Raw genomic sequence first — 22186 nt, forward strand, 5'->3', positions numbered from 1 at the left:
ATGATGGATGGTCAGCCCACTGTTTTCATCACTAAAAAATTTCAAGAAAGGAAAAGATTATCAGATGAAGTATGTCTTAGCAGGCGCCTTCTGTTTTTTATTGTCATGGTGCAATGCACTGGGGCAGTCACAGACAGATAGCATTATTACAACTAAAGGCGCTGTCACCCTTATTACCTGTGGATCCGCAATTACCACTTTTCAGATCGGAGATGGCAAGAACGCAGACTATGATTATCGCATTGTAGACGGTAATGTTGTATTTATCCGGCCGGTAGTGGCCAATCCAAGGCCCACCAACCTGGTGATCCGCGAAGGAGATAATATACATTACATGATACTGGCTTTCCGTGAAAGAGCAGAATTATCCAGGTTGAAATATACCCTGTCTGCCAGCGGATCAGCTAAAAATACCGGCAGCACAGGTACAGGCGCCGGCAGCAGTGGTGGTACTGCCGCTACCACGGGGGACAGTAATGAAGCCGAAGAAACAGCACAGGAAGATCCGGCAGTTGCAGCTGGTATTGATACCGTGACTGTGGGCAATATTGCAGAAGATTTTCGTAAACAACGCAAAGGCGGTCATCAGTATGAAACAACTGCTGATGGTATTACCCTTACTTATTCACAGGCTATGAGCCTGAACAATCTGGTTTATTTCAGTTATCATGTCAGGAACCGTTCAGGTGAACCATTTGTGATCAGTAAAGTGTCGCTGATGCATAAAACGAAACAGGATACCGCATCACTGTTTACGATGCCGGTATTGTACCGTAAAGGAACAGAAGCTATAGCAGGAAAAGCGGATGAAGGGATTGTGTTTGTAGCAGCTGCCCGTGATTTTAAAAAGAATGATGAAATTATCCTGGTAATGTATAATAAAGCGAATAAGAATCAGATTGTGTTATACACACCTGTCAGCGCTTTGCCAAAATATATGATCAGTAAATAACACGTACCATCGTGCGTATCCAACTCAAAATATTGTTTGTTGTCAGTCTCTGGCTATGCCCATTGACAGGCAGCGCCCAGCAGGTGAATTTCTGCGGGGAATTCGTGCCTATGGAGCGCGATTTCGTTTCCTACAAATTAATGGACGTCATCAAGGGGCATCTGAAGTACCGCAATTTTCTGCCGGTATTGAAGGCGAAGACGGACATCTATTTCCCTGTGATCATTCCCATACTGCATCAGTATAATATACCAGAAGATTTTAAGTACCTGCCTGTAGTAGAGAGTGGTTTTACCAATGCCACCTCTGCTGTAGGCGCACAGGGCGTATGGCAATTTATGCCTGAAACCGCAGCAGCTATGGGACTGGAAGTAAGATATGACAATGATGAACGTAATCATCTGCTGAAATCAACACATGCCGCCTGTCGTTATCTGCAACAATTATATAGTCAGCTGCACTCCTGGACATTGGCGGCAGCAGCATATAATGCAGGCGCAGGTAATATTTCCCGTAATATGAAAAGACAGGGGAGTAGTGATTACTATCAGCTGGTGCTGAATGATGAAACTGCACAGTATATCTATAAGATCATTGCTATCAAGCAGCTGTTTGAAAGCCCTGAATTATATATGCCAGGCTTTGGATACAATGTTTTCAACAAAGGCAATGCAAATATGTCTGTGTTTTCCACACCGGCTTCCAGTATACGTCAGCCGGGAGAAGCAGCGAATAAACAAGTGGAAAATAACTCAGGGGATTTTAAATCTATCCGTATTACAGTCGATACGAAAACCCGTGGCAAACTACCGGTAGCAAGTGCTGCTTTCGCCGCGAAACTGCAGAAGAATAATACGTTTGAAGATGGTCAGCTGATCAGTGTTCTACTACTGGATGACTTACAGGCCAATGGTGTGTATATCCGTAAGAATACAAAGATTTCAGGTCGCGGCTGGATCGTCAGTAATCGTATTTATGTAGATCTTGGTTTTGGAAATACGATTACTTTATGTGATGCAGGTGGAAAGAAAGGAGTGCCGGCTGATGCCTTGAAGGCAGGGCGGGATGTGAGGTTGTTGAAGATATAGGGGGAGGTTGGGGGAATTAGGAATTAAGAATTAGGAATTAAGAATTACATTAACCGTCGTTTTATAAGACAAGAGGCGTCCACATTAAGCGGACGCCTCTTGTCTTTGTAATACTTTGCTGCGGTATTCGCTGCATTTCAATTCTTAATTCTTAATTCTTAATTCTTAATTCTTAATTCTTAATTCCTTCTCACATCAACACCTCATTCATATAGATTCTGTAAGGATAATTGTTGGCTGAACGCTCCTTCAGCTGTGATAATAATTCATCTTTGAGATACACGAGGTTCACCGCCGCATAAGCAGTTGTAGGTTGCGATAATGTTAACCTGATATCCAGTGTTCTGGTATATCCTTCCGTAGCGCCGGGTAATACAGAAACACCTTTGGCAACACTTACATTGCGTAGTTCATTACCAACCACATAACGGCAGAGCGCTTTGATATCTTCCGGTGTTACTACACGGTCCCGGCTAAGCAGGTGATAACGGTAAAGGTTTACTTTTTCGTCGATGCTGAGACGGTCTTTACCACCCTGTGTATTGGAAAGAAGCGTGATAGAACCCGGTTGTAACTGTACGCTGCCATACTCCTGCAAACGCGTGCCCATACGGATATTATTCGCTACACTACCATTTGTGGTAAAGAACTCTATAAACAGGAAATCAGCCTCCTCGCGTGGTTTCACCATTAGGTATGGAATGTTACCACGATTGACGCTGGGTTGTAATTGTTCTTCCAGGGAGGCAATCAGCTGATGTAATTCACGGATGCGGTTGGCGACATAGTCGTTACGTACTTCTTCAAAAAGCGAACTTTCATCACGGATCACTTCAATGAGGTAGGCGATGATTTCTTTTGCCTCGCGGGTATCAAATCTGCCGATACCGCTGCTACGCACAACCAGTTCGCCTTCCTGCATTTCTCCGGCTGTCGTGAAGTTACGTACATGATAGTCGGTTCCGCTGGTATCATGTACACGTTTAACATCAAAGTAGATATCAGCAGTATGCAGCGGCATGATGTTGAGATAACGGTTCAGGCGCTGTGACTGTTCATTGACGCGTTTATTGACGACAGGGAAGCAATTGATGTTGCAGAAAAGATCTTCCAGTAATGTATGCCGGATAGTTTCAGGGAATTCAATTCTGATCCAGTGTGTATTGGGCTGGATTTTATTGAATGCGGCTCCGAATATATGTTGCAACGTTTCCGGTGCAGGTGATTGCAGCGGAAGCGAGGTGTGTTTACTGATGGTCAGAAACTGATGGCGGAAACGGTGCAGGATCTGCTGGCTGTAACGGGTGTTGGTATCAAAGGCAGGATGCATGATATTATCAACATCTTCAGCAGCGGCGTCCTGGCTCTGGCTATAGCCACTTTTTATGGTCAGTTCCGTATCATTGAGATAGAAGCGCGCCAGTGGGAGATAGTAGTAAAACATCTCCTGCTGATGAACGTTTCTGAGGTCAAAGAAAAAGGACATTTCTTCAATTGAGGAAGGACTGCCTTCCAGGGACAGACCTATCCATAAATGATTGGGCGGGGTATCAGCCTGCAGATTACCCTGCAGAATCTGTTCTTTAAACCAGTGATCACGCGTTTCAAAAAGACGGTTGCCGATGGCCATATATTTGACCTGTCCGCGGAACAGGCGATGCCTGGTCAGGGGCATGAAGAAAAGGTCTTTTGAATTGAAGCCGCTTTTTGAAGTATAGAACAGCTGGTGTTCTGCATCTATCACGGTAGATGGTTCATTACTGCCGGCATGTAATACACCGTAAGCAGGCTGACTGCTGGTGATGGGTTCCGGCATCATGATCTGCGCCAGTCTTTCTACCAGTCTTGCATGAGACACATCTACTTCGCCTGATATTTTTTCAAGTTCACTGGAACAGGCTTCCAGCAGGAGTTGTACAATGGGATCAAAAGAAGATTCCACTTCTGCATCCGGATATCCCCAGAGTCGGGCGGCCGTTTTGAGCATCCGGTCTTTTATCCTTTCTTTTTGTTCTCTTGGCATGACATAGGTTTAATCGTACGACAGCGGACTTACATAAAAGAAGCTGCTGTAATGGAATGGAGTTTTATTGCGGGCCAGGGTACCGGTGATAGTCACCCGTATCTTTTTCTTGACTTTTTTGGCGCTGATGCCGTTCAGTTCTTCCTGGCTGACCATGGCAGAAACCCTTACCTGCGTGATACGTTGTTCATAACGCACGATGGCACTTTTTACGGAGAGTTCCACCTGTTCCTTAACTTCGTTGTTGGAAGCCCGGATGTCAAAGTCGAAATCCCATATCCGGCAACCGTACTGGGGATCGTCTTTGTTTTCCCCAAGTACGGTTGTAATGAGCAGTTGTATATGTTGGGCTACGGAGTCTTCCAGGTTGCAGTCAGGAAGGTCCTTTTTTTGCAGGATCCGGGAAAAGTCAAGCGGCAGTTTATAATACTCTTTCTTCATATCATTCGTCTGACGTGATTAGAATATACCAAGGAATTTCCTGTCATATCTTACCCTGATTTCTTTCACACAACCATTCTGGTCCTTGATGAGGTTGACAAGCTCAATTTTGAAACGCTTCTTACCCCTGATGCGGGAACAAAAATGTGCAAAAGTGTCAGTGTCTTTATCGTTCAGCAGCACCCTTGCGTTCATGTTATCGCAGAGGTAGGGGGAGAAATCGGAGGCGCTTTTTTGTTTGTCTACAACTTGTGTAAGGAAGAACTTAAATTCATCATCAGAAACAGACGGTGTTTTAGGCTTATCCGGCACCGGAGCAGCACCCGCGTTAGGATCGACCGGTTTAGGGTCTTCAGGGAAAGGAATGGGGTCAAAATGGTCATTTCTGGGGCGTTGAGGAGCCGCATCAAAGACCGAGATACGTTTGGTCACCATTTTACTGCTGTCTCCGTTTACGATCAGGGACAGAATCCGTTCACCAGGAGAGCCGAAGGTATATTTTACAGAATTGCCGGAATGCACTTCCGCATTAGGCTGGAGTAACTGCCAGGACCAGCTGGTGGCGCCGGGCGTATGGTTGGTGAAGGTTACGGGACGGCCGATGAAGACTTCTTCCGGACCTTCGATCACCGGGTAGATATCGCCACGGGTATCAGGCGCTCTTTCGGGAGCAGCATTGATAACGATCACTTCCTGTCGCCAGTCGCACTTTCCGCGATGGAGGATAACAGTGTAAATGCCCGCTTTACTGAAAGCATGATATACCTGTACACCCGGAGCTGAGGCGGTAGAATCTCCGAAATCCCAGTTGACGCCGGCCACGCCGCCGCCTTTGAGATCGGCTCTGAAAGTGATGACTTCACCAGCTGTAAATGTGGTGGATTTACCCGCACGTTGCTGGCTGGCTAACACAATGGCAGCGTCTGTACATACTTCTCTATTAGATGCCTGGAATGCCAGCAAAACGATGCTGATTACCAGTAAAGACAGGAATGTATACAACACCATTGGGTCAATGTGGCTTGTAATCTTGCTAAAGGGTCTATACGTACTTACTTTACGCTCATTTTGGGTCTTGCGCGGGGTCATGGGTTTTTCAATTTATGCAATTTTAAATATTTTTTTACATAAATGACTAAACAACCTACATTCGTATTTCAATTTTTTAGTTAATTGCTGTGTCGGTTGAAAGCCTGAAGAAGAACCCTGATTAATCGAAAAACCTAAATTTTAACCCGTTGATGGTAAATAATGCCCAAAAAGCCGCAGTGCTCGAAGAAGTGATCGATCACATACGTCGTCTCCATTATGACGTACGCGCAGAAGTTGTTGTGGGAGAACTGCTGGACAATGATGTGCAGGAGTCGGAAGTAGCCGTACAGATGCAGAACGTTTTTACAAGAGCTTTCAATAAAGATATCTTAGATGCACAATTAGATGATTCACAGCCATATCATCCTTTCATTACTTTAACACTCTCCCGTGACGGCCTGTATGACCGGTTACCGGAAGGCCTTTTTCACGAGTTTACGGCCCAGAAACAGCAGGAAGTCAGCGAAATGGTAGCTAACTACAAAAAGCACCAGCAAGAGGAACAGGAGGCCCGTAAATTCTTCCGTCCGCTGGAGCATGAATTTTTCCTGCAACGTGTATTTTTAGAGCAGAGAGAGAAGCACCTGTTATTTGATGCACTGGGAAAGGATGCAGATGAATTATTTTTATCTTTCTGGGGCATTCCGGATGGATTACCCAAAGAACCGGTGAATAAACTTATCAGGTTATTACCGTATATTCATCGTATAGCAGGCAACCTGCCTTTGGTGCAGTTATACCTGCAGGCGATACTGGACGAACCAGTAGCCATTACATGTGAAAACGGACCTGTTGCCGTATCCTCAGGTATACAAACCGGCCTCGGAGAATGCAGGCTGGGGGTGGATACGATGACAGGAAGTCTTTTTTATACCGATATGCCTAGAGTCATTGTGAAAGTAGGTCCTCTGCAACATCGCCGGGTATACGATTTCCTGTCCTGGCAACCGTATGGTAAATTACTGGAAACCTGCCTGGGCTTTCTTTTGCCGGCGGATGTTGAAGCCGAAACTTTACTGGAGCCACATCCGGATGAAAAACAAGTAGTTGTAAACGATAGCCGCCATAAGGAAGGATTAATGGGATATAATTTTTTCCTATAGCATTAAATGGAACTATTTTTGCATCTGATGTTGGCTCTATAGACTGTTTTAACCCTTTTCCCCAATTGGAAAACTTATGATACTTAAAGCAAAAATTTATCTTGTATTAGCCGCTATCATGGCGGTAGGCGCTCTTATCGTGGGACTGCTGAGTCGTTATATTAAAAACTTTACCCTATATAAGAAAAAGGCATTGTGGTATCTGTTCCTGCTCACGCTTGTATTTGCTGTGATCAGCTCGATACCTTTTCTGTTTACCCATCAGAATCTGGTCAGCCAATATTTGTTTTACCAGGTGTGGTTCCTCGGATTGGGGATAGCACACTGCCACATCATGTATACCCGTTTCTGGGCTAATGAGCGTACCCTGACCTCAGAACTGGCCTTTATTGTGGCCATTTATCTGTTTGGGGGCGTGGGCTTTATGCTGGTACAGTTCCTTTTCACCAAAGGTGACTTTTTGTATTATCCCATGCTGACCTGTTTCCTGGCTTTTGCCTTGCCCACTTTTGTATACAAGACCTTCGAAAAGATGATGGCTATTCCTGCGAAAGTGCATAAATGGTGGCAATATCCAGCGTATCATGAGCAGCCGGAAGTGAATGAAGATGATATGAAAGATCTGATCGTAATCGGCTTCGAATTAGAGAAGAATACCAAGGATCAGGATCGTACTTATTTCAGGGCTCGTACCCCCATTAAAATGGACCTGGGCGACCTGTTTTATCACTTTGTGAATGACTATAACGACCGTTACCCCAATACACCGATAGATGTACTCGATAAGAACGGGCAGCCTTATGGGTGGGTGTTTCACCTGAAATCAAAATGGCTGGGCATAGCGCGTACACTTGATCCCGAAAAGCCTGTTTTCATGAACGGAATGCAGGAAAATAGTGTGATCATCTGTAACAGGGTTATGCTGAGTAACAATTAATCCCTCATACAAGTAAACAATCTTTTTTGACTAAACAATCATCCCATGGCAGAACCGCTCAAATATTTTCCCGTCAACTGGGTGGATGGAATGAAAATTAAGAAGCAGCATTTCATTGAAACTGAAAATGCAATGCTTGATCAGATCCGGGATGCTATATCCAGCGGTTTGCATGCGCAGAACTATGGACTATTGCCGGCTAAAGCAGAGAGTAAGGAATCCCTTCGCTGCTGGTTCGTAACAGATAATCAGCATCAGTGGCGCGTCAAACTTACAGAGTGCCGTGCAGTAACGCCTGGAGGAGCACGCATCGAGATCCCGGAACATACCGTACATTCTTTGAAGTATGCAACTACATTTCCTGAAATATCTTACTGGTGGGATCCGCAGCATACAGAAGCTGCTTACTACATTCTGATACAGGTGGATCCATTTGACCGTCAGCCAAGTGGTGAACCGCTGTTGCACGAAGATCCGCCACGTTTGCCAAATGCTACGCCGGAATATGAGTTGTTCATACAACCTGCATCACAGATGCCACAGGGCCAGTTAGGCGCCTATCAGATGATACTGGGACGTATTACCGTGAAGGATGGACGTCCGCAGCTGGATGATGATTATATCCCACCTACCAGTCTTGTATCAGCGCATCCTGCACTGGCGGATCTGCATCAGGAACTGGACCAGTTCCTCGGTTACCTGGAATTGCATGGTGTACAGATCGTGCAGAAAATCTATGGTAAAAACCAGAACAATGATCTGGCGCAGGTGGTATTGTACATCACGGAAAGAATGGTGCAATACCTCGGTACGCGTATCTCACAGTTCCGCTGGTTAGGATTGTATCAGTCGCCCGCAGAGATGCTGGAAGTAGTAGCAGGATTGTCCAGAACCATGAAAAACGCCATCGACTTACGAGCGCATACAGGTAAGGAAGAACTGCTGAATTATCTTTCAGAATGGTGTGAACTGAGACAGGGAGAACTGGAAACACTGATGGTGAACTGTTCGAATATACGTTATAAGCATACAGATGTAAGAGAATGTCTGGAGCCTATGATACCTTTCGTACGTGCGATCAGTAAACTGTTTGAAAGTCTCAGCAGACTGGATTACATCGGCAGCAAAACGGACAAGGGCATCTTTGTCAAGGAAGAATCTGCGGAAGATTCTGAATACCTGCGCAAGCATAAAACCAAAAGATGGTTTTTCACAGATTGATTTATTTATAACACTATAATACATGCGTGTACTAAACAAACAGGAGAGAACAGCTGCATTTCTTTGGTTCCTTCTTTTCTTTGTCGTTTCAGTTGGTCTGTTCGTACTGGCCATATTTTTTAACTATCAGGTGCCTGCAAAAGAGAATGACGATCTGCGTAAACAGTTGACTTCATTCCGCCAGGAGCAGGCGTTTCAAGGAGATTTTCTGCAAAGGATGGACAAGGTGAAAAATAATCTGGACTCTATTAATCTGCCCAATCAGAATGCAAATTATATGGACCAGGTAGTAGCGCAGGATCTTGTTACAATGCGTAACAGTATTCCGAAAGAATCAGTAACGCACTACGGACTGTACAATAACATCATTCAGAATCTTTTGTCTATTCAACAGGGCAAGCAACAAATGAGAGGATTGCAGAACGCCCAGCAGACAATAGCAGAGCTGAAAGAGAAGATTGCCGATCTCAACCGCGAGCTGGAAACAACGCGTAATGAGCTTGATTATAACAGACAAATGATGCGATCAAGATGAGTTAAATTTTTGGTTGTCTTAAAGGATTACGTTAAATTTGACGGCATAAATAACTACATAAATAAATAGCTCATTTTTGTTAATTCTTTATTGCAAACCTTAAACATTTAACCCATGTCCTTCAAATCAGTGTTTGAAGTAGCTGGCAAAAAATTGGTGGTAAAACACTGCAGCTATGACCTCACCCAAGAAGTAGACGCTACCGGTCGCCCTTCGGCAATCACACGTGGTGGCAGAATCCGTTTAATTGTTGAATCAACAGGAGAAACAGATCTCTTTGAATGGATGGTAAACAACTTTGAAAGAAAAGATGGTACCATTACTTTCTACAAGAGAGACTCTGATGCTCAGTTGAAACAATTATCCTTCAAAGAAGGCTATCTGGTAAAGTTTGAAGAGTCTTTTGACGCTGACGACAAAAACCCGATGAGCGTTTCATTCACCATTTCAGCCCGTGAATTAAGTATGGGCAGTGGCACCCATATTAACGAATGGGTTTGATTGGTATAATTTGTTAACTGAACGTAATTGTACCAGAGCCCTCGCGAAAGCGGGGGCTTTTTGGTGCATATAATCGTCGAGGTTATAGGCGCAGGAGAGAGTGGAGAATTAGGAATTAAGAATTAGGAATTAAGAATTAATGAACTCAGGTCTTCATAAAAAGTAATAGACACTTTAGGGCGAAGTGTCTATTACTTTTTGTGGTAGGCAATTATACCTAATTCCTAATTGAAAAGGGTTTTACTACAAACCAGGCAAGTGCCGGAAGGAGCTGCATGGGTATGACCAGGCCCGGAAATAATTCTGGTTTTTCCATATCCAGCGGAAGGCTCACCATAAAAGGAATAATCATACTCAATAGCGTAGAACCTGCAACCAGTATACTTGTCAATATCTCCATATCCTTTTTAAAGAAGGAACGGATCGTATAACAAAATAAAGCGATCAGCATATCGGCGAAGAGACAGGCGCTGAATATACTTTGCGGAGATACAAGACGTGCAAAGCTGACTTCCACCACCTCCGTGTATATGCGGTGGTAAAAAAAAGCAGCAAGCCCCGAAAGGATGCCTGCTGCTATTCCTGCCAAAAAATATCTTTTAAACATGCAATGACAATGCTTATTGTGTAACAGGTACGCTTACCTGCAGTTTGAATACATCATCCACTCTGCCGCCTGCTTCACCGATACCAAAATCTACACGGTTCACATCGAAGTTGCCCGTGAAGGTACCGCCATTACCATTCTTTGCAAATGTAAAAGGAATTGTAAAAGGTTTTTTCACACCGTGCATTTCCAGTTCACCCTGTGCATCATAACCTGTTGCAGTTTTGGTGACTTTAGAAGATACAAAGTGGATGGTAGGAAACTTGGAGGCATCAAACCATTTGCCACCTTTTGCATGTGTGTTTTTTAAGCCGTTACCGGTGTTGATGGAACTTACAGCAATTGTCACATCGAATTTGGAAGCAGCCGGATTTTTCTCATCGAATACAACCTGTCCTTTCAGATCTTTGAATATGCCGTTGGCGCCTGAACCGGAAAATTTAATAGAATATCCTTCTGCGATCTTCCAGTTCTGGGAGGAAACGAATGTGAAGGCAGAAGCGAATAGTACAAGCGCAAATGCTAATGGATAGAGTACTCTTTTCATTGTAAGGTTCATTTATGTAAATGACTGGTTTCAAAAGTAATATGATAAATGCTTTGCTGCAAAAAGAATACCTATAAATTAATGTTAATAAGTGGCCCTGGTAAAAGCTAACAAATGTTAGTCCGCCGGGTACTCATTTCAGGGAACTTTGTATAAAAATCAAGGTGATGGCATTTTTATCCGGACTTTTAACAATAGGCTTATTACTATTACTGACAGGACATCTGTTCAGTATTACCTGGTTACAGCAGCTGCACAATGACGCTATGATTGCTGCGGCCGTGATGTTTGTAATGATAGGGGTGATGCACCTGGCGACGCCCCGTAAACTGACCTATATGATCGAAGGTTGGTTGCCCTATGCATTGGAGCTGGTACTGATCAGCGGCGTACTTGAAATCGTATTCGGAATAGGGTTGCTGGTGCCGGCAGCGAGAATATATGCGGCCTGGGGACTGATCCTCTTACTGATCATGATGTTTCCGGCAAATATCTATGTAGCGGTAAAACAGTTACCTGCTCCCGGCGGATTACCCGCTAAGCCCTGGTATACCTGGAGTCGCCTGGCCTTTCAGCCGGTATATATAGCGTGGATATGGTGGTGTGTCAGGTAAGCCCTTTGCGAATCCTGCTGAGGCTTTCGGGTTCAATCCCCAGGTAGGAGGCTATGTACTTCACAGGGATCTGCTGTACTACCTGCGGATATTCCTCCAGCAGCTGTATATATCGTTCACGTGCAGTGAGTTGCAAAAAAGCCAGTTCCCGGCGATATTTACGCAGATATTGGTATTCTGCCAGTAAACGACCGGTCCTTTCCGCATCATGACTTTTACTATACAGCTCCTGCAGATCTTTATAATAGAAAGCAAAGCCATTTACAGGCGTTATAGCCTGCAATGACACGATGGAAGGGCTCTGTGTAATAAAGGAGGCGTAAGCGGTCGAAAACTGCCCCGGAAATGCGAAATCGAGGCATACTTCCTTATCCTGGTGTAGGGTAAAGACCCGTACGATACCGGAACTGATAAAATAGATGGCGGAAGAGACCCTGCCTGCATGGGCAAGAAAAGAGCCGTTATTACACTCCATGGGTTGCAGTAACGGCTCAAATAAGTGCCAGCTATTTCCTGAATGCTTATCAAGCTGTAAAAGCGCCTGCTTTATTGCAAGGATATCTGGCATATGTAATATTTAAAATCAGATTCTTCTGAGTTTCAGCGACTGGACGAAGTGGTGGTTGCCTTTTTCCAGTATCAGACTGGCCCGGAAACGGGTAGGCAGGATATTCAGTTCCAGATTTGGCTTATTGATCTCATTCCAGATATTAGTAGCGATCACTTCTGATTCGGCATCGGAGAGATGTGCATACCGGTGGAAATAGGATTCCGGGTTCCGGAAGGCAGTTTGCCGCAGGGATTTGAACCTGGAGATATACCATTGCTGTAAGTCGTCCAGTTCCGCATCTACAAAGATAGAGAAGTCGAAGAAGTCGGATACGAAAAGAGTCGGTTCTTTCTGCTGCTGACGGGGTCTTACCTGTAGTACATTGACACCTTCTACAATAACGATATCAGGCGATTCTATCCACTTTAATTCATTGGGCAGAATATCATATTCCAGGTGACTATATACCGGTACAGAGACTCTTTCCTTGGCAGATTTGACATTGGCGAGGAATTGTATCAGGCGGCGGATATCATAGCTTTCGGGAAACCCTTTCCGGTTCATGATGCCCTTTTGTTCCAGTACCTTATTAGGGTAGAGGAAACCATCTGTTGTAACCAGGTCTACTTTCGGGTGATTGGGCCATGCAGATAACAGGCGCTGCAATACACGGGCAGTAGTGCTTTTACCCACTGCTACGCTACCGGCAATGCCGATAATGAAAGGTACTTTCAGGAACTGACTGCCCAGAAAGCTGTTTGTGGCTGCGTGTAAGCGTTGTGCTCCGCTAACATAAAGGTTCAGCAACCGGGAGAGGGGTACATAGATCTGGGTGATTTCTTCCATTGTCAGCGGTTCGTTCAACCCCTGCAAGGTTTCAAAATCATTCAGTAAGTGTAACATAGGATCGTCACTCCTTTTTGCCCATTCATCCCTGCTGATAGTAATATAGGGAGCATAATTATTCCTCGTCATGCAGATTTTGTTGCCTGTTTACTTGTTGTACCTGTAAATTTCAGGCTGCTAAGCTATGTAAACCGTTTTAACATTCAAAAATTCATGTGTGCCTTCGAGGGACAGTTCTCTGCCGTAACCGGACAGTTTTACGCCACCAAAGGGCAAACGGGCGTCTGAGCGCACCATGGCATTGATGAACACATTTCCGCTATCTATTTGTCTGGCCAGCTTTTTAGCCTTGTCAAGATCGCTTGTCCAGAGGGAGGAACCCAGTCCGAAAGGCGTCTGATTAGCCAGTTCAATCGCCTGTTCTTCATTTCTGGCCCTGGTAATGACGGCCAGCGGACCGAAAGTCTCTTCATCAAAGGCAGTCATCCCTTTTTGTACGTTTGTCAGCAGGGTAGGGGCGAAATTGGCCGATTCCTGTTGACCGCCGAGCTCCAGTCGGGCGCCCTGGTTAATACTCTGCTGTAATTGCTGGGCCAGTTCGCCGGCCAGGTCAGGACGTGCCATTGGACCCATATCAGTAGCCGCATTGAAAGGGTCGCCCTGTTTCATTTCCCGGAGGATACGGCTGACTTTATCCGTAAAGTCTTCTGCCACTGCCTCTTCCACAATCCAGCGTTTAGCGGCGATACAGGACTGACCGGCATTCTGCATACGGGCTTTTACCGCTGTTCTGGCTGCTTCTTCCAGGTTGGCGTCTTTCAGTACGATGAAAGGATCGCTGCCGCCCAGTTCCAGGACAGACTTCTTGATATATTTTCCTGCCAGTGCACCAACACTCATACCGGCGGCGGTACTTCCTGTCAGGGTGACACCTTGTACGCGGCTGTCGGCGATAACGGGTTCGATATGTTTGGAATTGACCAGTAATGCCTGGAAGGCCCCTTCCGGGAAACCTGCCTGTAAAAAGACGTCTTCCATCGCCAGGGCGCAGCCGCTGACATTGCTGGCATGTTTGAGCAGTCCGGAATTACCGGCAAGCAGATTGGGAATCGCAAAACGAAATACCTGCCAGTAAGGAAAGTTCCAGGGCATAATCGCCAGGATAATCCCCTTGGGCTCATAAGATACATAGCTCTGCTGCGCATCTGTGCTGATCAGTTTCGGTTGCAGCATTTCAGCGATGTGCTCCACATAATACTCGGCAGTAGTAGCGCATTTCAGTACCTCCGCTTTGGCTTCTTTCAGTGTTTTGCCCATTTCACGGGTGATAATGGCCGCGTGTTGATCTACGTTCGTCTTGAGTAACTGTGCCAGCGCCAGCATCCAGTCACAACGCTCCTGCAGGGAGGTATGCGCCATATGGCGGAATGCCTGGTGCCCCCACGCCAGTCTTTGTTGTATGTCTGCCTGCGTATGAGCGGCATATTCAGCTATTGTTTCCTGATTGTACGGGTTGATGCTCTGAAAGGTGCTCATAAGAAAAGAATTTATCTTATAACTGACAACATGTATGCCGTCTGCAATGGTGTAAATGTACTGTTTCTGTAAGACCTAGGGAGAATACCGCTGGTCATAAGGAGAAAACCAGTGATGACCGGAGTCGTAGCTGTAAAAAAACGCTTTCTCACAGAGAAAGCGTTTTCATTCTTGCCGGTATCTGGATAGCGATATATCGCATATTAACATTGTTCGTGGAAAACCTCCGCGTTACAACCGAAGTATTTGTAGAAAGCGGCATTCAGTGCAGCATAATTCCTGAAGCCTGTAAGCCGTGCGATACTGTCATGCGGCATACCTTTTATAGCCAGCAGTTTGGTGATAAATTCCATGCGGTACATGTGAATAAAACTGCGCAGGGAAATACCATTCAGTTGCCGGAAGCCTTTTTCAAGCAGATTCGTGCTGATGTTGAACTGTCCTGCCAGTTGCTTCAAATTTACCGGCTTGTTGATGTTTAATTTGACGTATTCTTTTACATAGTCCAGCGTCAGTATTTTCTGGTCGGTCAGCTCTATTTTCGGCTCGCGTATATACAGTATCTGCCGGATGAAATGTTCCAGCATCAGCTGGCATTTCTTTTCGCGATAATACCTGCTGGCGGCCTCGTTGAAGTTACATTGTCTGATTTCATGTATGAGCATCATGAAATAGGCATCCATGGACACCTGACCGGGTTCGTTAATCATGCCGCCCATTTCTTCCTCCACCTGTTTTACTTTCTTCTGGTACTTGTTGTAGAGTCCTGCAAAAGGCTTCTTTTTCAGCAGGCGGAATAAGGTGTCATTTTTAAAAGCAATGTGGAAAAAGCAGTGTTTCCCTGGAGGTAAAACTGCGATATTGATCTCTTCCAGATAAAAGAGATTGACTTCCCGGGGTTTTAAATCAACACTCTGTTGTCCGTTAACGTAGGCGTCGACTTCATTGTCGTCCATTGAAACGTGCAGATGCAGAGAGGGAGTAAGGGGAGTAGGCAGGATCTCCGTTTCCTGCGCATTGCACACCACATGGTGTTCAAAGATTTCAAAAAAGCCTGCGATGATGCGTTGAAGAAAAATGGTCTTTTGCTGGTCGCCGTGTAGCACTTTGCTGGAGTGGTGCATAATCTTGCTGGCAAATCTTTTAGGAACATCTGAGGGGGAGTGCAGCTCCCTGAAAAATTCAATGGAATCTGCTGAAAAGAGGTACATCTTTAGATTGGTTTTTTTGATTGATAATACGGCATATCGTTTATGCCGGGCTTGCGCCTGTATAAGACATTCGGTAATGTTATGCGGTGAAGAGAATAACAGACATGACCATTTACTGCGCAGGTGCCGGAAAACATGGCGGTTGATTTCCAGGGAATGGGTATCTGGATTCTCCTGTTAACGGTATAACATGACGTGGAAAATCACATGTCGAGTAATTTAACTATCACAATGACGTCGTATAGTTGATCTCTTTAATTAGAGGCTGCGTTTACTAGCTGAGCATAAAGTTATCTTTTAGTTTTTGCTTAAAGGTTAATGACTCGTTAATGGTTTTCGATTGTTTTTCCATTAACTGGAAAAAATGATCATGAGAAGATTAAAATGTTGATTTATAGGTAACTCGGTTAAACAAGTGTTAATGGATCGGTGTTTATTATACGTATGCCAACCTATAACAAATAGAAAGGATATATGCGTTATAACATTTAAGTATATACTACTCAGTATCGGAAGGGTGTTTTAACTATATGTCTGAAATAGGTTATATTTATCTATAACCCAAACTAAAAGCAATTTATGATGTCAACCAGGAGTCTAAATCGAATCGTGTTTTTATTGTTATGCCTTTATGTACCATTTGCTGCTGCATATGCACAGAAACAAAGAATTACCGGTAAAGTGACAGATGCTACCACAGGAGTACCATTAGAAGGTATTACTGTGCGCGTAAAACTGAGCGGTACCGGTACGCTGACAGGTAAAGAAGGTACTTATGCCATAGAGGCTAAAACAGACGATGTGCTGGAACTCAGCGCCATTGGTTTTAAGCCCTTATCCGTGCCTGTCAATAGCCGTACGGTGGTGGACATTCAGCTGACTTCTACCGTATCTGAACTATCGCAGGTCGTGCTGGTAGGTACCCGTTCCGGCGGTCGTGCCAGAATAGAAACGCCCGTACCGGTAGATGTGATCTCCATGAGCCAGACCGCCTATCCGACAGCCAAAATGGACCTGACAGCCCTGCTGAACGTGTCTGCGCCTTCCTTTAACTATAATAAACAGAGCGGAAGCGATGGTGCTGACCAGATCGACCTGGCTACCTTACGTGGTCTCGGACCTGATCAGACCCTTGTACTGGTCAACGGTAAACGCCGGCATCAGACGGCCTTTATTGCCGTATATGGCACCCGTGGCCGTGGTAACTCAGGTACTGACCTGAATGCCATCCCGGAAGCCGCTATTGACCGTGTGGAAATACTGCGTGACGGTGCGTCCGCCCAATACGGTTCTGACGCGATTGCGGGTGTCATCAACATCATCTTAAAGAAAGAAGTGAATCACCTCTATGTAAATGCCGGATATGCCGGGTATTACGATCATAAATACAATACCCACTTCGGCCAGGATCTGAACCAGTATAAAAGCGGTGGCGCGATAGATGGTAACGCCGTATCCGTAGGGCTCAGTTATGGGGTGCCATTGGGCAAAAACGGCGGTTTCCTGAACTTTTCAGGCAATTTCCTGAAACAGGGTAAGACCTATCGTCAGGTGCTGGATACCAACCTTGCCAACAAAGACGCCCTGCCGATTAACGTTGTGCGACGTTCCTATGGCGATGCTTCCAAAACGACCGGCGGTGGTATGCTGAACCTGGAACTGCCTTTTGCTGACGGAAAGACCACTTTCTATGCGTTTGGAGGCTATAATTACAAGTTCTCCGACGCTTACGCTTATTCCCGTCACTTTAACGGCAATAACCCCAGCTCCAGCGGGCACCCGGACCGTTTCCCTACAGACGCTAACGGTAACCTGATATTTTATCCGGATATTATGTACCCGGTATCTTCTCCGGGAGGCGCTGCTAATGACACCGTATTTGATCCGCATATACAGAACAAGATCAGGGACTGGTCGGCTGCTGCAGGTATCAAAGGTGAATTTGGTAACGACTGGACCTGGGACCTGAGTAATACCATTGGCCGCAACGACTTCCATTTTTATGGTGACAAAACGTTTAATGCTTCCATGGGAGCGAATACGCCTACACATTTTGACGACGGCGGATTTTCCTTCCTGCAGAATACCGCTAACCTGACCATTGGTAAAGCGTTCAGCGGTGTGGCGCATGGACTAAACCTCGCATTAGGCGCAGAATACCGTTATGAGAAGTATCAGATCTATGCCGGTGATGCCGCCTCTTACACCAATTATGATCCTACTTTCTTTAAGGCAACGGGTGCACAGGGTTTCCCTGGTTATCGTCCGAGTGATGAAGTGGATGCCAACCGATCCAATATCGCCGGATTTGTAGATGCAGAACTGGATGTAACAGACAAATGGCTGATCGGTGCAGCAGTGCGTGCAGAGAACTACAGCGATTTTGGTTTCACCAGTAACTATAAATTCGCTACCCGTTATAAAGTGACTTCCAACTTCAACCTGAGAGGTTCGGTAAGCACAGGTTTCCGTGCCCCTTCTCTCCAACAGATTAACTTCAGTTCACAGTATACTAACGTACAGGGGGGAACTATTACAGAAGTAAAGATTGCTCCTAACAGTAACAGTATTACCAGGGCCGCCGGTATCCCTGATCTGAAACAGGAAAAATCCGTCAATGCGAGTCTGGGTTTCACCTGGAAACCTCTAAGTGCATTATCTGTAACAGTTGATGGTTACCTGGTAAAAGTAAAAGACAGGATCGTGTTATCCGGTCAGTTTAGTGCATCAGATACCACACTTTCTCCTGAGTTGTATCAGACCTTGAATAACCTGCATATCGATAATGCACAGTTCTTCGCCAATGCGGTGAATACCACCAATACGGGTGTTGATATCGTGATTGATTATAACAAACGTTGGGCTAATCAGCGTTTCAGGGCTTTAATAGCGGCTAACTTCCAGCATATGAAGATCGATAAGATCAATGTGCCTGAGAAGCTGAATGATAGTTATCTGCACAGAAAATCATTCTTCAGCGACCGTGAAGAGCGTTTTGTACTGGCTTCAGCGCCTCCGGTGAAGATTGGTCTGAACCTGGACTATGGTATCAATAAATTCGGCGTAAGCGCACATGTCACTTACTTTGGTAAAGTTGAATTGTATGGCTATGGCTGGAGCGGGGATCTGGCAGGAAGCGGTATCAATCCTGTTGTAGGACTGGACAGCGATCCTGATAAACTGGTACCTGAACTGTTTAAATATAAAGGCAAGGCAGTGACTGACCTGGCGGTGAACTATAAGCTGACCAAACAACTTAACTGGTTTGTAGGCGCTGATAATATCTTCAATGTACATCCTTCACTGGGAGTGGTAGATGGTGCGAGATTATCTGCTTATGACAGTGAAAGTGGCGGTGCCTGGGATGCGGTACAGATGGGCTTTAATGGTATTCGGCTGTTTACAAGATTTGTCCTGACACTATAAAACAATTAAGAATTAACAATTAAGAATTAAGAATTGAAAGAGAGTGTAGATGCTATTTACTGAAACGAGCTATTTCCTGGCAAGCCTTTAATTCTTAACTCTTAATTCTTAATTCTTAATTAAAAGAAGAAGGGTTGTCTCGCCTAGGGCGGACAACCCTTCTTCTTTTATGTTGTTCCTTTAATCGCTTATTCAGCAACTGTAGAAATCTTGATCGCGTTGGTTGGCAGGTGCTCTTTTACAGGCGTGCTACCAGTATTTACCACAACGTCACCTGGTTTTACGAAACCTCTTTCTTTCAGGATCTTGATCTGGTCAGAGATGATCTCGTCCAGGCTCTCTTCACCATCATAGTAGAAAGCACGTACACCCCAGCTCAGGCTCAGCTGATTTACCAGTGTTCTCTCTTTGGTGTAGATGAACAGTGGAGAACGAGGGCGGTAGCTGCTCAGCATAAAGCCGGTGTAGCCGCTCTGTGTCATACCGATCAGCGCATCTGCATCCAGGTCTTCCGCCATTTTACATGCATTGTAGCACAGTGCATCGCTCAGGAAGGTTGGAGAGTGACGGTGAGGGATCAGGTTACGGTTATAGATGATGTCTTCTTTTTCCACTTCGTCGATGATCTTTCTCATGGTCTGGATTACCAGCTCAGGGAATTGACCGGTAGCAGTCTCACCGCTCAGCATCACCGCATCAGCACCTTCCAGTACAGCGTTCGCTACGTCGGTGATTTCGCTACGGTTAGGACGGGTACGGTCGATCATGCTTTCCATCATCTGTGTAGCCACGATTACAGGCTTAGCACGGTGGATACATTTACGGATAATGTCTTTCTGGATCATCGGGATCTGCTCAACTGGCAGTTCCACACCCAGGTCACCACGAGCAATCATTACGCCGTCGCTCTCCCAGATGATTTCCTTCAGGTTAGCAATTGCCTCAGGTTTTTCGATCTTAGAGATCACCTTCATTTTGGAATTGCGCTCTTTCAGGCGTTTACGGATCAGGAGGAGGTCATCTACGTGTCTTACGAAGGAAAGGGCAACCCAGTCACATTCGTTGTCGATGATGAATTCCAGATCGATTACATCCTTCTCAGTCAGAGCCGGGAGGGATACTTTAGTATCTGGCAGGTTAAAGCCTTTTTTAGAAGACAGTACACCTGGCAGGCTTACTACTGCTTTGATTTCTTCATTAGCAGTAACTTCTTTTACAACTGTTTCGATTTTACCGTCATCCAGCAGGATTTTCTGGCCTGGTTTAACGTCTTTGTGCAGGTCTGCGTAGGATACATAGATCTTTTCTGCATTACCTACCACTTTCTCATTTACGAAGGTCAGGATCTGACCAGCTACCAGTGGTAATGCGTTGTTTTCGATTTCACCAACACGCAGTTTAGGGCCTTGCAGGTCAGCCAGAATGGCTACATTGTAAGGCTCAGTCTTATTGATCTGGCGGATATACTGGATGATACGCAGTTTATCCTCATGAGAGCCATGTGAGAAGTTCAGACGGAACACGTTAACGCCGGCGCGTACGAGTGCTAATAATCCTTCATAAGTATCGCAGGCTGGGCCAACGGTTGCTACTATTTTTGTTTTGTGCAGGGAATGTGCACGGGAAGCTGCATGATCCATCTGTTTGTGTACGTATTGTGATAAATCTTTTGTACTCATAGCTCTATTTTTTAACTCGCAAGTATTTTAACCATCTTTAACCATTCCGGATCAAGGTGCTCTTTAGCCTTGATTGCCTGCTCCAGAGGTGTATATTGGATTTTGTTGTTTACAATGCCTATCATCACGTTAGAAGTACCGTTCAACAGTGCTTCTACGGCTGCGTAACCCATACGGCTGGCCAGAACACGGTCCTGGCTGGTCGGAGATCCACCACGCTGAATGTGGCCAAGGATGGTTACGCGGGTATCCAGCTGAGGGCAGCTGGATTTTACCATGCGGGCTACTTCTTCAGCACCGCCGGCAATAGAACCTTCCGCTACTACGATGATATTTACCAGCTTTTTGCGGCGTTCGTTGGTCTGAAGATCTTCGATGATGTCTTTCACATCGATCAGGTGTTCAGGTGTCATGATGTGCTCGGCGCCAGTAGAAATACCACTGTGCAGGGCAATATAACCAGCATCACGGCCCATTACCTCTATAACAAATAAACGGTCGTGCGCATCAGCGGTATCACGGATCTTATCGATCGCGTCTACAGCTGTGTTCACTGCCGTGTCAAAACCAATAGTAAAATCGGTACCTGCAATATCTTTATCGATAGTGCCAGGCAGGCCGATACATGGAATATCAAACTCTTTGCTCATTTTATAAGCACCGTTGAATGATCCGTCCCCACCGATAACTACGATACCGTCAATGTTGTGTTTCTTCAGATTCTCGTAGGCTTTAGCTCTTCCTTCAGCTTCGTAAAATTCTTTACAACGGGCGGTTTTCAGAATGGTCCCTCCGCGTTGAATAATGTTAGCCACAGATTTGGACTCCAAGGGAAATATCTCGTTCTTCAGCATTCCCCTGTAGCCATACATAACACCATACACATTTAACTGATGGTAAATTCCGGTTCTTACGACTGCACGAACAGCGGCATTCATGCCCGGCGCATCGCCACCGGATGTAAGGACTGCGATGTTAGAAACTTTTTTCATAGTTATGTTTATTTCCCTCTCTACGTTTTTATGTTGGATTCAGGGAACCCCGACGTTAGTTTAAGCTTCCTATTACCCTTATATACCCCAAACGTGTGATATTGCACTCCCGGTTGCCATTCTCCTCCTCTACGTTTTTTCCTGAAAATCACGCTGCTTATGCATAAATTGCCAGAGAAATATCTAAGTGGCGCACAAAAATAACATTTTGCCCTAGCTTTCTAATAGTATTCTGATGAATTACACGAAATTTTCATTTTTAATTAACTAACACAACAAAATTTT

20 protein-coding genes are annotated in these 22186 nt (G+C 45.2%); 9 read left to right on the plus strand and 11 right to left on the minus strand.

What is annotated here, in order from left to right; genetic code table 11:
• The first annotated feature begins 64 nt into the window (after positions 1–64).
• Together CPIN_RS11525 and CPIN_RS36560 are read left to right on the plus strand one after the other, a co-directional pair.
• Positions 65–952: a hypothetical protein gene (locus CPIN_RS11525; protein WP_012789970.1), complete on the plus strand. Its 888-nt coding sequence runs from the start codon at positions 65–67 to the stop codon at positions 950–952.
• Positions 953–963: 11 nt separating this feature from the next.
• Complete coding sequence (locus CPIN_RS36560) at positions 964–2040, plus strand: transglycosylase SLT domain-containing protein (RefSeq protein WP_012789971.1); 1077 nt, start codon at positions 964–966, stop codon at positions 2038–2040.
• A 190-nt stretch (positions 2041–2230) separates the two neighbouring features.
• On the opposite strand, the gene CPIN_RS11535 is transcribed toward CPIN_RS36560, so the two are convergent.
• From CPIN_RS11535 to CPIN_RS11545, 3 genes are read right to left on the minus strand one after another with little or no spacing between them, the layout of a single operon-like run.
• Complete coding sequence (locus CPIN_RS11535) at positions 2231–4063, minus strand: type VI secretion system baseplate subunit TssF (RefSeq protein ID WP_012789972.1); 1833 nt, start codon at positions 4061–4063, stop codon at positions 2231–2233.
• Positions 4064–4072: 9 nt separating this feature from the next.
• Positions 4073–4504, minus strand: a complete 432-nt coding sequence (locus CPIN_RS11540) for a GPW/gp25 family protein (protein WP_012789973.1) — start codon at positions 4502–4504, stop codon at positions 4073–4075.
• An 18-nt stretch (positions 4505–4522) separates the two neighbouring features.
• Positions 4523–5512, minus strand: coding sequence for a PKD domain-containing protein (locus tag CPIN_RS11545; protein WP_044218406.1), 990 nt, complete (start codon positions 5510–5512; stop codon positions 4523–4525).
• 233 nt (positions 5513–5745) lie between these two features.
• Between CPIN_RS11545 and CPIN_RS11550 the strand changes: the two genes are divergently transcribed.
• From CPIN_RS11550 to tssD, 5 genes are all read left to right on the plus strand, one after another.
• Positions 5746–6699 (plus strand): type VI secretion system baseplate subunit TssG, encoded by a 954-nt coding sequence (locus tag CPIN_RS11550; protein WP_012789975.1) that lies wholly within the window; start codon positions 5746–5748, stop codon positions 6697–6699.
• A 76-nt stretch (positions 6700–6775) separates the two neighbouring features.
• Entirely contained in the window at positions 6776–7636 is an 861-nt protein-coding gene (locus tag CPIN_RS11555; RefSeq protein WP_012789976.1) for a TssN family type VI secretion system protein, read from the plus strand.
• Between the two features lie 45 nt (positions 7637–7681).
• On the plus strand, positions 7682–8857 hold the full coding sequence (locus CPIN_RS11560; RefSeq protein ID WP_012789977.1) for a hypothetical protein: 1176 nt from the start codon (positions 7682–7684) through the stop codon (positions 8855–8857).
• A 22-nt stretch (positions 8858–8879) separates the two neighbouring features.
• The gene (gene tssO, locus CPIN_RS11565) at positions 8880–9392 is read left to right on the plus strand and encodes a type VI secretion system TssO (protein WP_012789978.1); all 513 of its coding nucleotides are present in this window, start codon (positions 8880–8882) and stop codon (positions 9390–9392) included.
• A gap of 114 nt (positions 9393–9506) precedes the next feature.
• Positions 9507–9893 (plus strand): type VI secretion system tube protein TssD, encoded by a 387-nt coding sequence (gene tssD, locus CPIN_RS11570; protein ID WP_012789979.1) that lies wholly within the window; start codon positions 9507–9509, stop codon positions 9891–9893.
• 217 nt (positions 9894–10110) lie between these two features.
• Here tssD and CPIN_RS11575 read toward each other — a convergent pair whose 3' ends face one another.
• Complete coding sequence (locus CPIN_RS11575; RefSeq protein WP_148230547.1) at positions 10111–10482, minus strand: hypothetical protein; 372 nt, start codon at positions 10480–10482, stop codon at positions 10111–10113.
• Between the two features lie 31 nt (positions 10483–10513).
• Positions 10514–11047 carry a YceI family protein gene (locus CPIN_RS11580; RefSeq protein ID WP_012789981.1) on the minus strand — a complete coding sequence of 178 codons (534 nt, stop codon included), beginning with the start codon at positions 11045–11047 and terminating at the stop codon, positions 10514–10516.
• A 167-nt stretch (positions 11048–11214) separates the two neighbouring features.
• Here CPIN_RS11580 and CPIN_RS11585 point away from each other — a divergent pair, with 167 nt between their 5' ends.
• A complete protein-coding gene (locus CPIN_RS11585; protein WP_012789982.1) occupies positions 11215–11661 on the plus strand; it encodes a DoxX family protein in 447 nt (148 codons plus the stop codon).
• On the opposite strand, the gene CPIN_RS11590 is transcribed toward CPIN_RS11585, so the two are convergent.
• The 4 genes from CPIN_RS11590 to CPIN_RS11605 all read right to left on the minus strand — a co-directional run bounded on the left by CPIN_RS11590 (position 11654) and on the right by CPIN_RS11605 (position 15804).
• Positions 11654–12229 (minus strand): Crp/Fnr family transcriptional regulator, encoded by a 576-nt coding sequence (locus tag CPIN_RS11590; protein WP_012789983.1) that lies wholly within the window; start codon positions 12227–12229, stop codon positions 11654–11656. The two genes, CPIN_RS11585 and CPIN_RS11590, sit on opposite strands and share 8 nt — an antisense overlap.
• A gap of 15 nt (positions 12230–12244) precedes the next feature.
• Positions 12245–13186: a type I pantothenate kinase gene (gene coaA / locus CPIN_RS11595; protein WP_012789984.1), complete on the minus strand. Its 942-nt coding sequence runs from the start codon at positions 13184–13186 to the stop codon at positions 12245–12247.
• Between the two features lie 48 nt (positions 13187–13234).
• Entirely contained in the window at positions 13235–14593 is a 1359-nt protein-coding gene (locus tag CPIN_RS11600) for an NAD-dependent succinate-semialdehyde dehydrogenase (RefSeq protein ID WP_012789985.1), read from the minus strand.
• Positions 14594–14796: 203 nt separating this feature from the next.
• The gene (locus tag CPIN_RS11605) at positions 14797–15804 is read right to left on the minus strand and encodes a helix-turn-helix domain-containing protein (protein ID WP_012789986.1); all 1008 of its coding nucleotides are present in this window, start codon (positions 15802–15804) and stop codon (positions 14797–14799) included.
• Between the two features lie 609 nt (positions 15805–16413).
• Between CPIN_RS11605 and CPIN_RS11610 the strand changes: the two genes are divergently transcribed.
• The gene (locus CPIN_RS11610) at positions 16414–19230 is read left to right on the plus strand and encodes a TonB-dependent receptor (RefSeq protein ID WP_052306786.1); all 2817 of its coding nucleotides are present in this window, start codon (positions 16414–16416) and stop codon (positions 19228–19230) included.
• A 188-nt stretch (positions 19231–19418) separates the two neighbouring features.
• On the opposite strand, the gene pyk is transcribed toward CPIN_RS11610, so the two are convergent.
• Together pyk and pfkA are read right to left on the minus strand one after the other, a co-directional pair.
• Positions 19419–20909, minus strand: a complete 1491-nt coding sequence (gene pyk / locus CPIN_RS11615; RefSeq protein WP_012789988.1) for a pyruvate kinase — start codon at positions 20907–20909, stop codon at positions 19419–19421.
• An 11-nt stretch (positions 20910–20920) separates the two neighbouring features.
• Positions 20921–21901, minus strand: coding sequence for a 6-phosphofructokinase (pfkA, locus tag CPIN_RS11620; RefSeq protein ID WP_012789989.1), 981 nt, complete (start codon positions 21899–21901; stop codon positions 20921–20923).
• Between the last annotated feature and the right edge of the window lie 285 nt (positions 21902–22186).

It is taken from the genome of Chitinophaga pinensis DSM 2588, from assembly GCF_000024005.1.
Lineage (GTDB): Bacteria > Bacteroidota > Bacteroidia > Chitinophagales > Chitinophagaceae > Chitinophaga > Chitinophaga pinensis.

Bases quoted from the DNA above. Each gene is read 5' to 3' on its own strand.
- CPIN_RS11590 (WP_012789983.1), bottom strand. From the start codon at position 12,229: ATGCCAGATATCCTTGCAATAAAGCAGGCGCTTTTACAGCTTGATAAG.
- CPIN_RS11545 (WP_044218406.1), bottom strand. From the start codon at position 5,512: ATGGTGTTGTATACATTCCTGTCTTTACTGGTAATCAGCATCGTTTTG.
- CPIN_RS11535 (WP_012789972.1), bottom strand. From the start codon at position 4,063: ATGCCAAGAGAACAAAAAGAAAGGATAAAAGACCGGATGCTCAAAACG.
- CPIN_RS11560 (WP_012789977.1), top strand. From the start codon at position 7,682: ATGGCAGAACCGCTCAAATATTTTCCCGTCAACTGGGTGGATGGAATG.
- CPIN_RS11555 (WP_012789976.1), top strand. From the start codon at position 6,776: ATGATACTTAAAGCAAAAATTTATCTTGTATTAGCCGCTATCATGGCG.
- CPIN_RS11605 (WP_012789986.1), bottom strand. From the start codon at position 15,804: ATGTACCTCTTTTCAGCAGATTCCATTGAATTTTTCAGGGAGCTGCAC.
- CPIN_RS11550 (WP_012789975.1), top strand. From the start codon at position 5,746: ATGGTAAATAATGCCCAAAAAGCCGCAGTGCTCGAAGAAGTGATCGAT.
- CPIN_RS11600 (WP_012789985.1), bottom strand. From the start codon at position 14,593: ATGAGCACCTTTCAGAGCATCAACCCGTACAATCAGGAAACAATAGCT.
- CPIN_RS11580 (WP_012789981.1), bottom strand. From the start codon at position 11,047: ATGAAAAGAGTACTCTATCCATTAGCATTTGCGCTTGTACTATTCGCT.
- pyk (WP_012789988.1), bottom strand. From the start codon at position 20,909: ATGAGTACAAAAGATTTATCACAATACGTACACAAACAGATGGATCAT.
- coaA (WP_012789984.1), bottom strand. From the start codon at position 13,186: ATGACGAGGAATAATTATGCTCCCTATATTACTATCAGCAGGGATGAA.
- CPIN_RS11585 (WP_012789982.1), top strand. From the start codon at position 11,215: ATGGCATTTTTATCCGGACTTTTAACAATAGGCTTATTACTATTACTG.
- tssO (WP_012789978.1), top strand. From the start codon at position 8,880: ATGCGTGTACTAAACAAACAGGAGAGAACAGCTGCATTTCTTTGGTTC.
- pfkA (WP_012789989.1), bottom strand. From the start codon at position 21,901: ATGAAAAAAGTTTCTAACATCGCAGTCCTTACATCCGGTGGCGATGCG.
- CPIN_RS11540 (WP_012789973.1), bottom strand. From the start codon at position 4,504: ATGAAGAAAGAGTATTATAAACTGCCGCTTGACTTTTCCCGGATCCTG.
- CPIN_RS11525 (WP_012789970.1), top strand. From the start codon at position 65: ATGAAGTATGTCTTAGCAGGCGCCTTCTGTTTTTTATTGTCATGGTGC.
- tssD (WP_012789979.1), top strand. From the start codon at position 9,507: ATGTCCTTCAAATCAGTGTTTGAAGTAGCTGGCAAAAAATTGGTGGTA.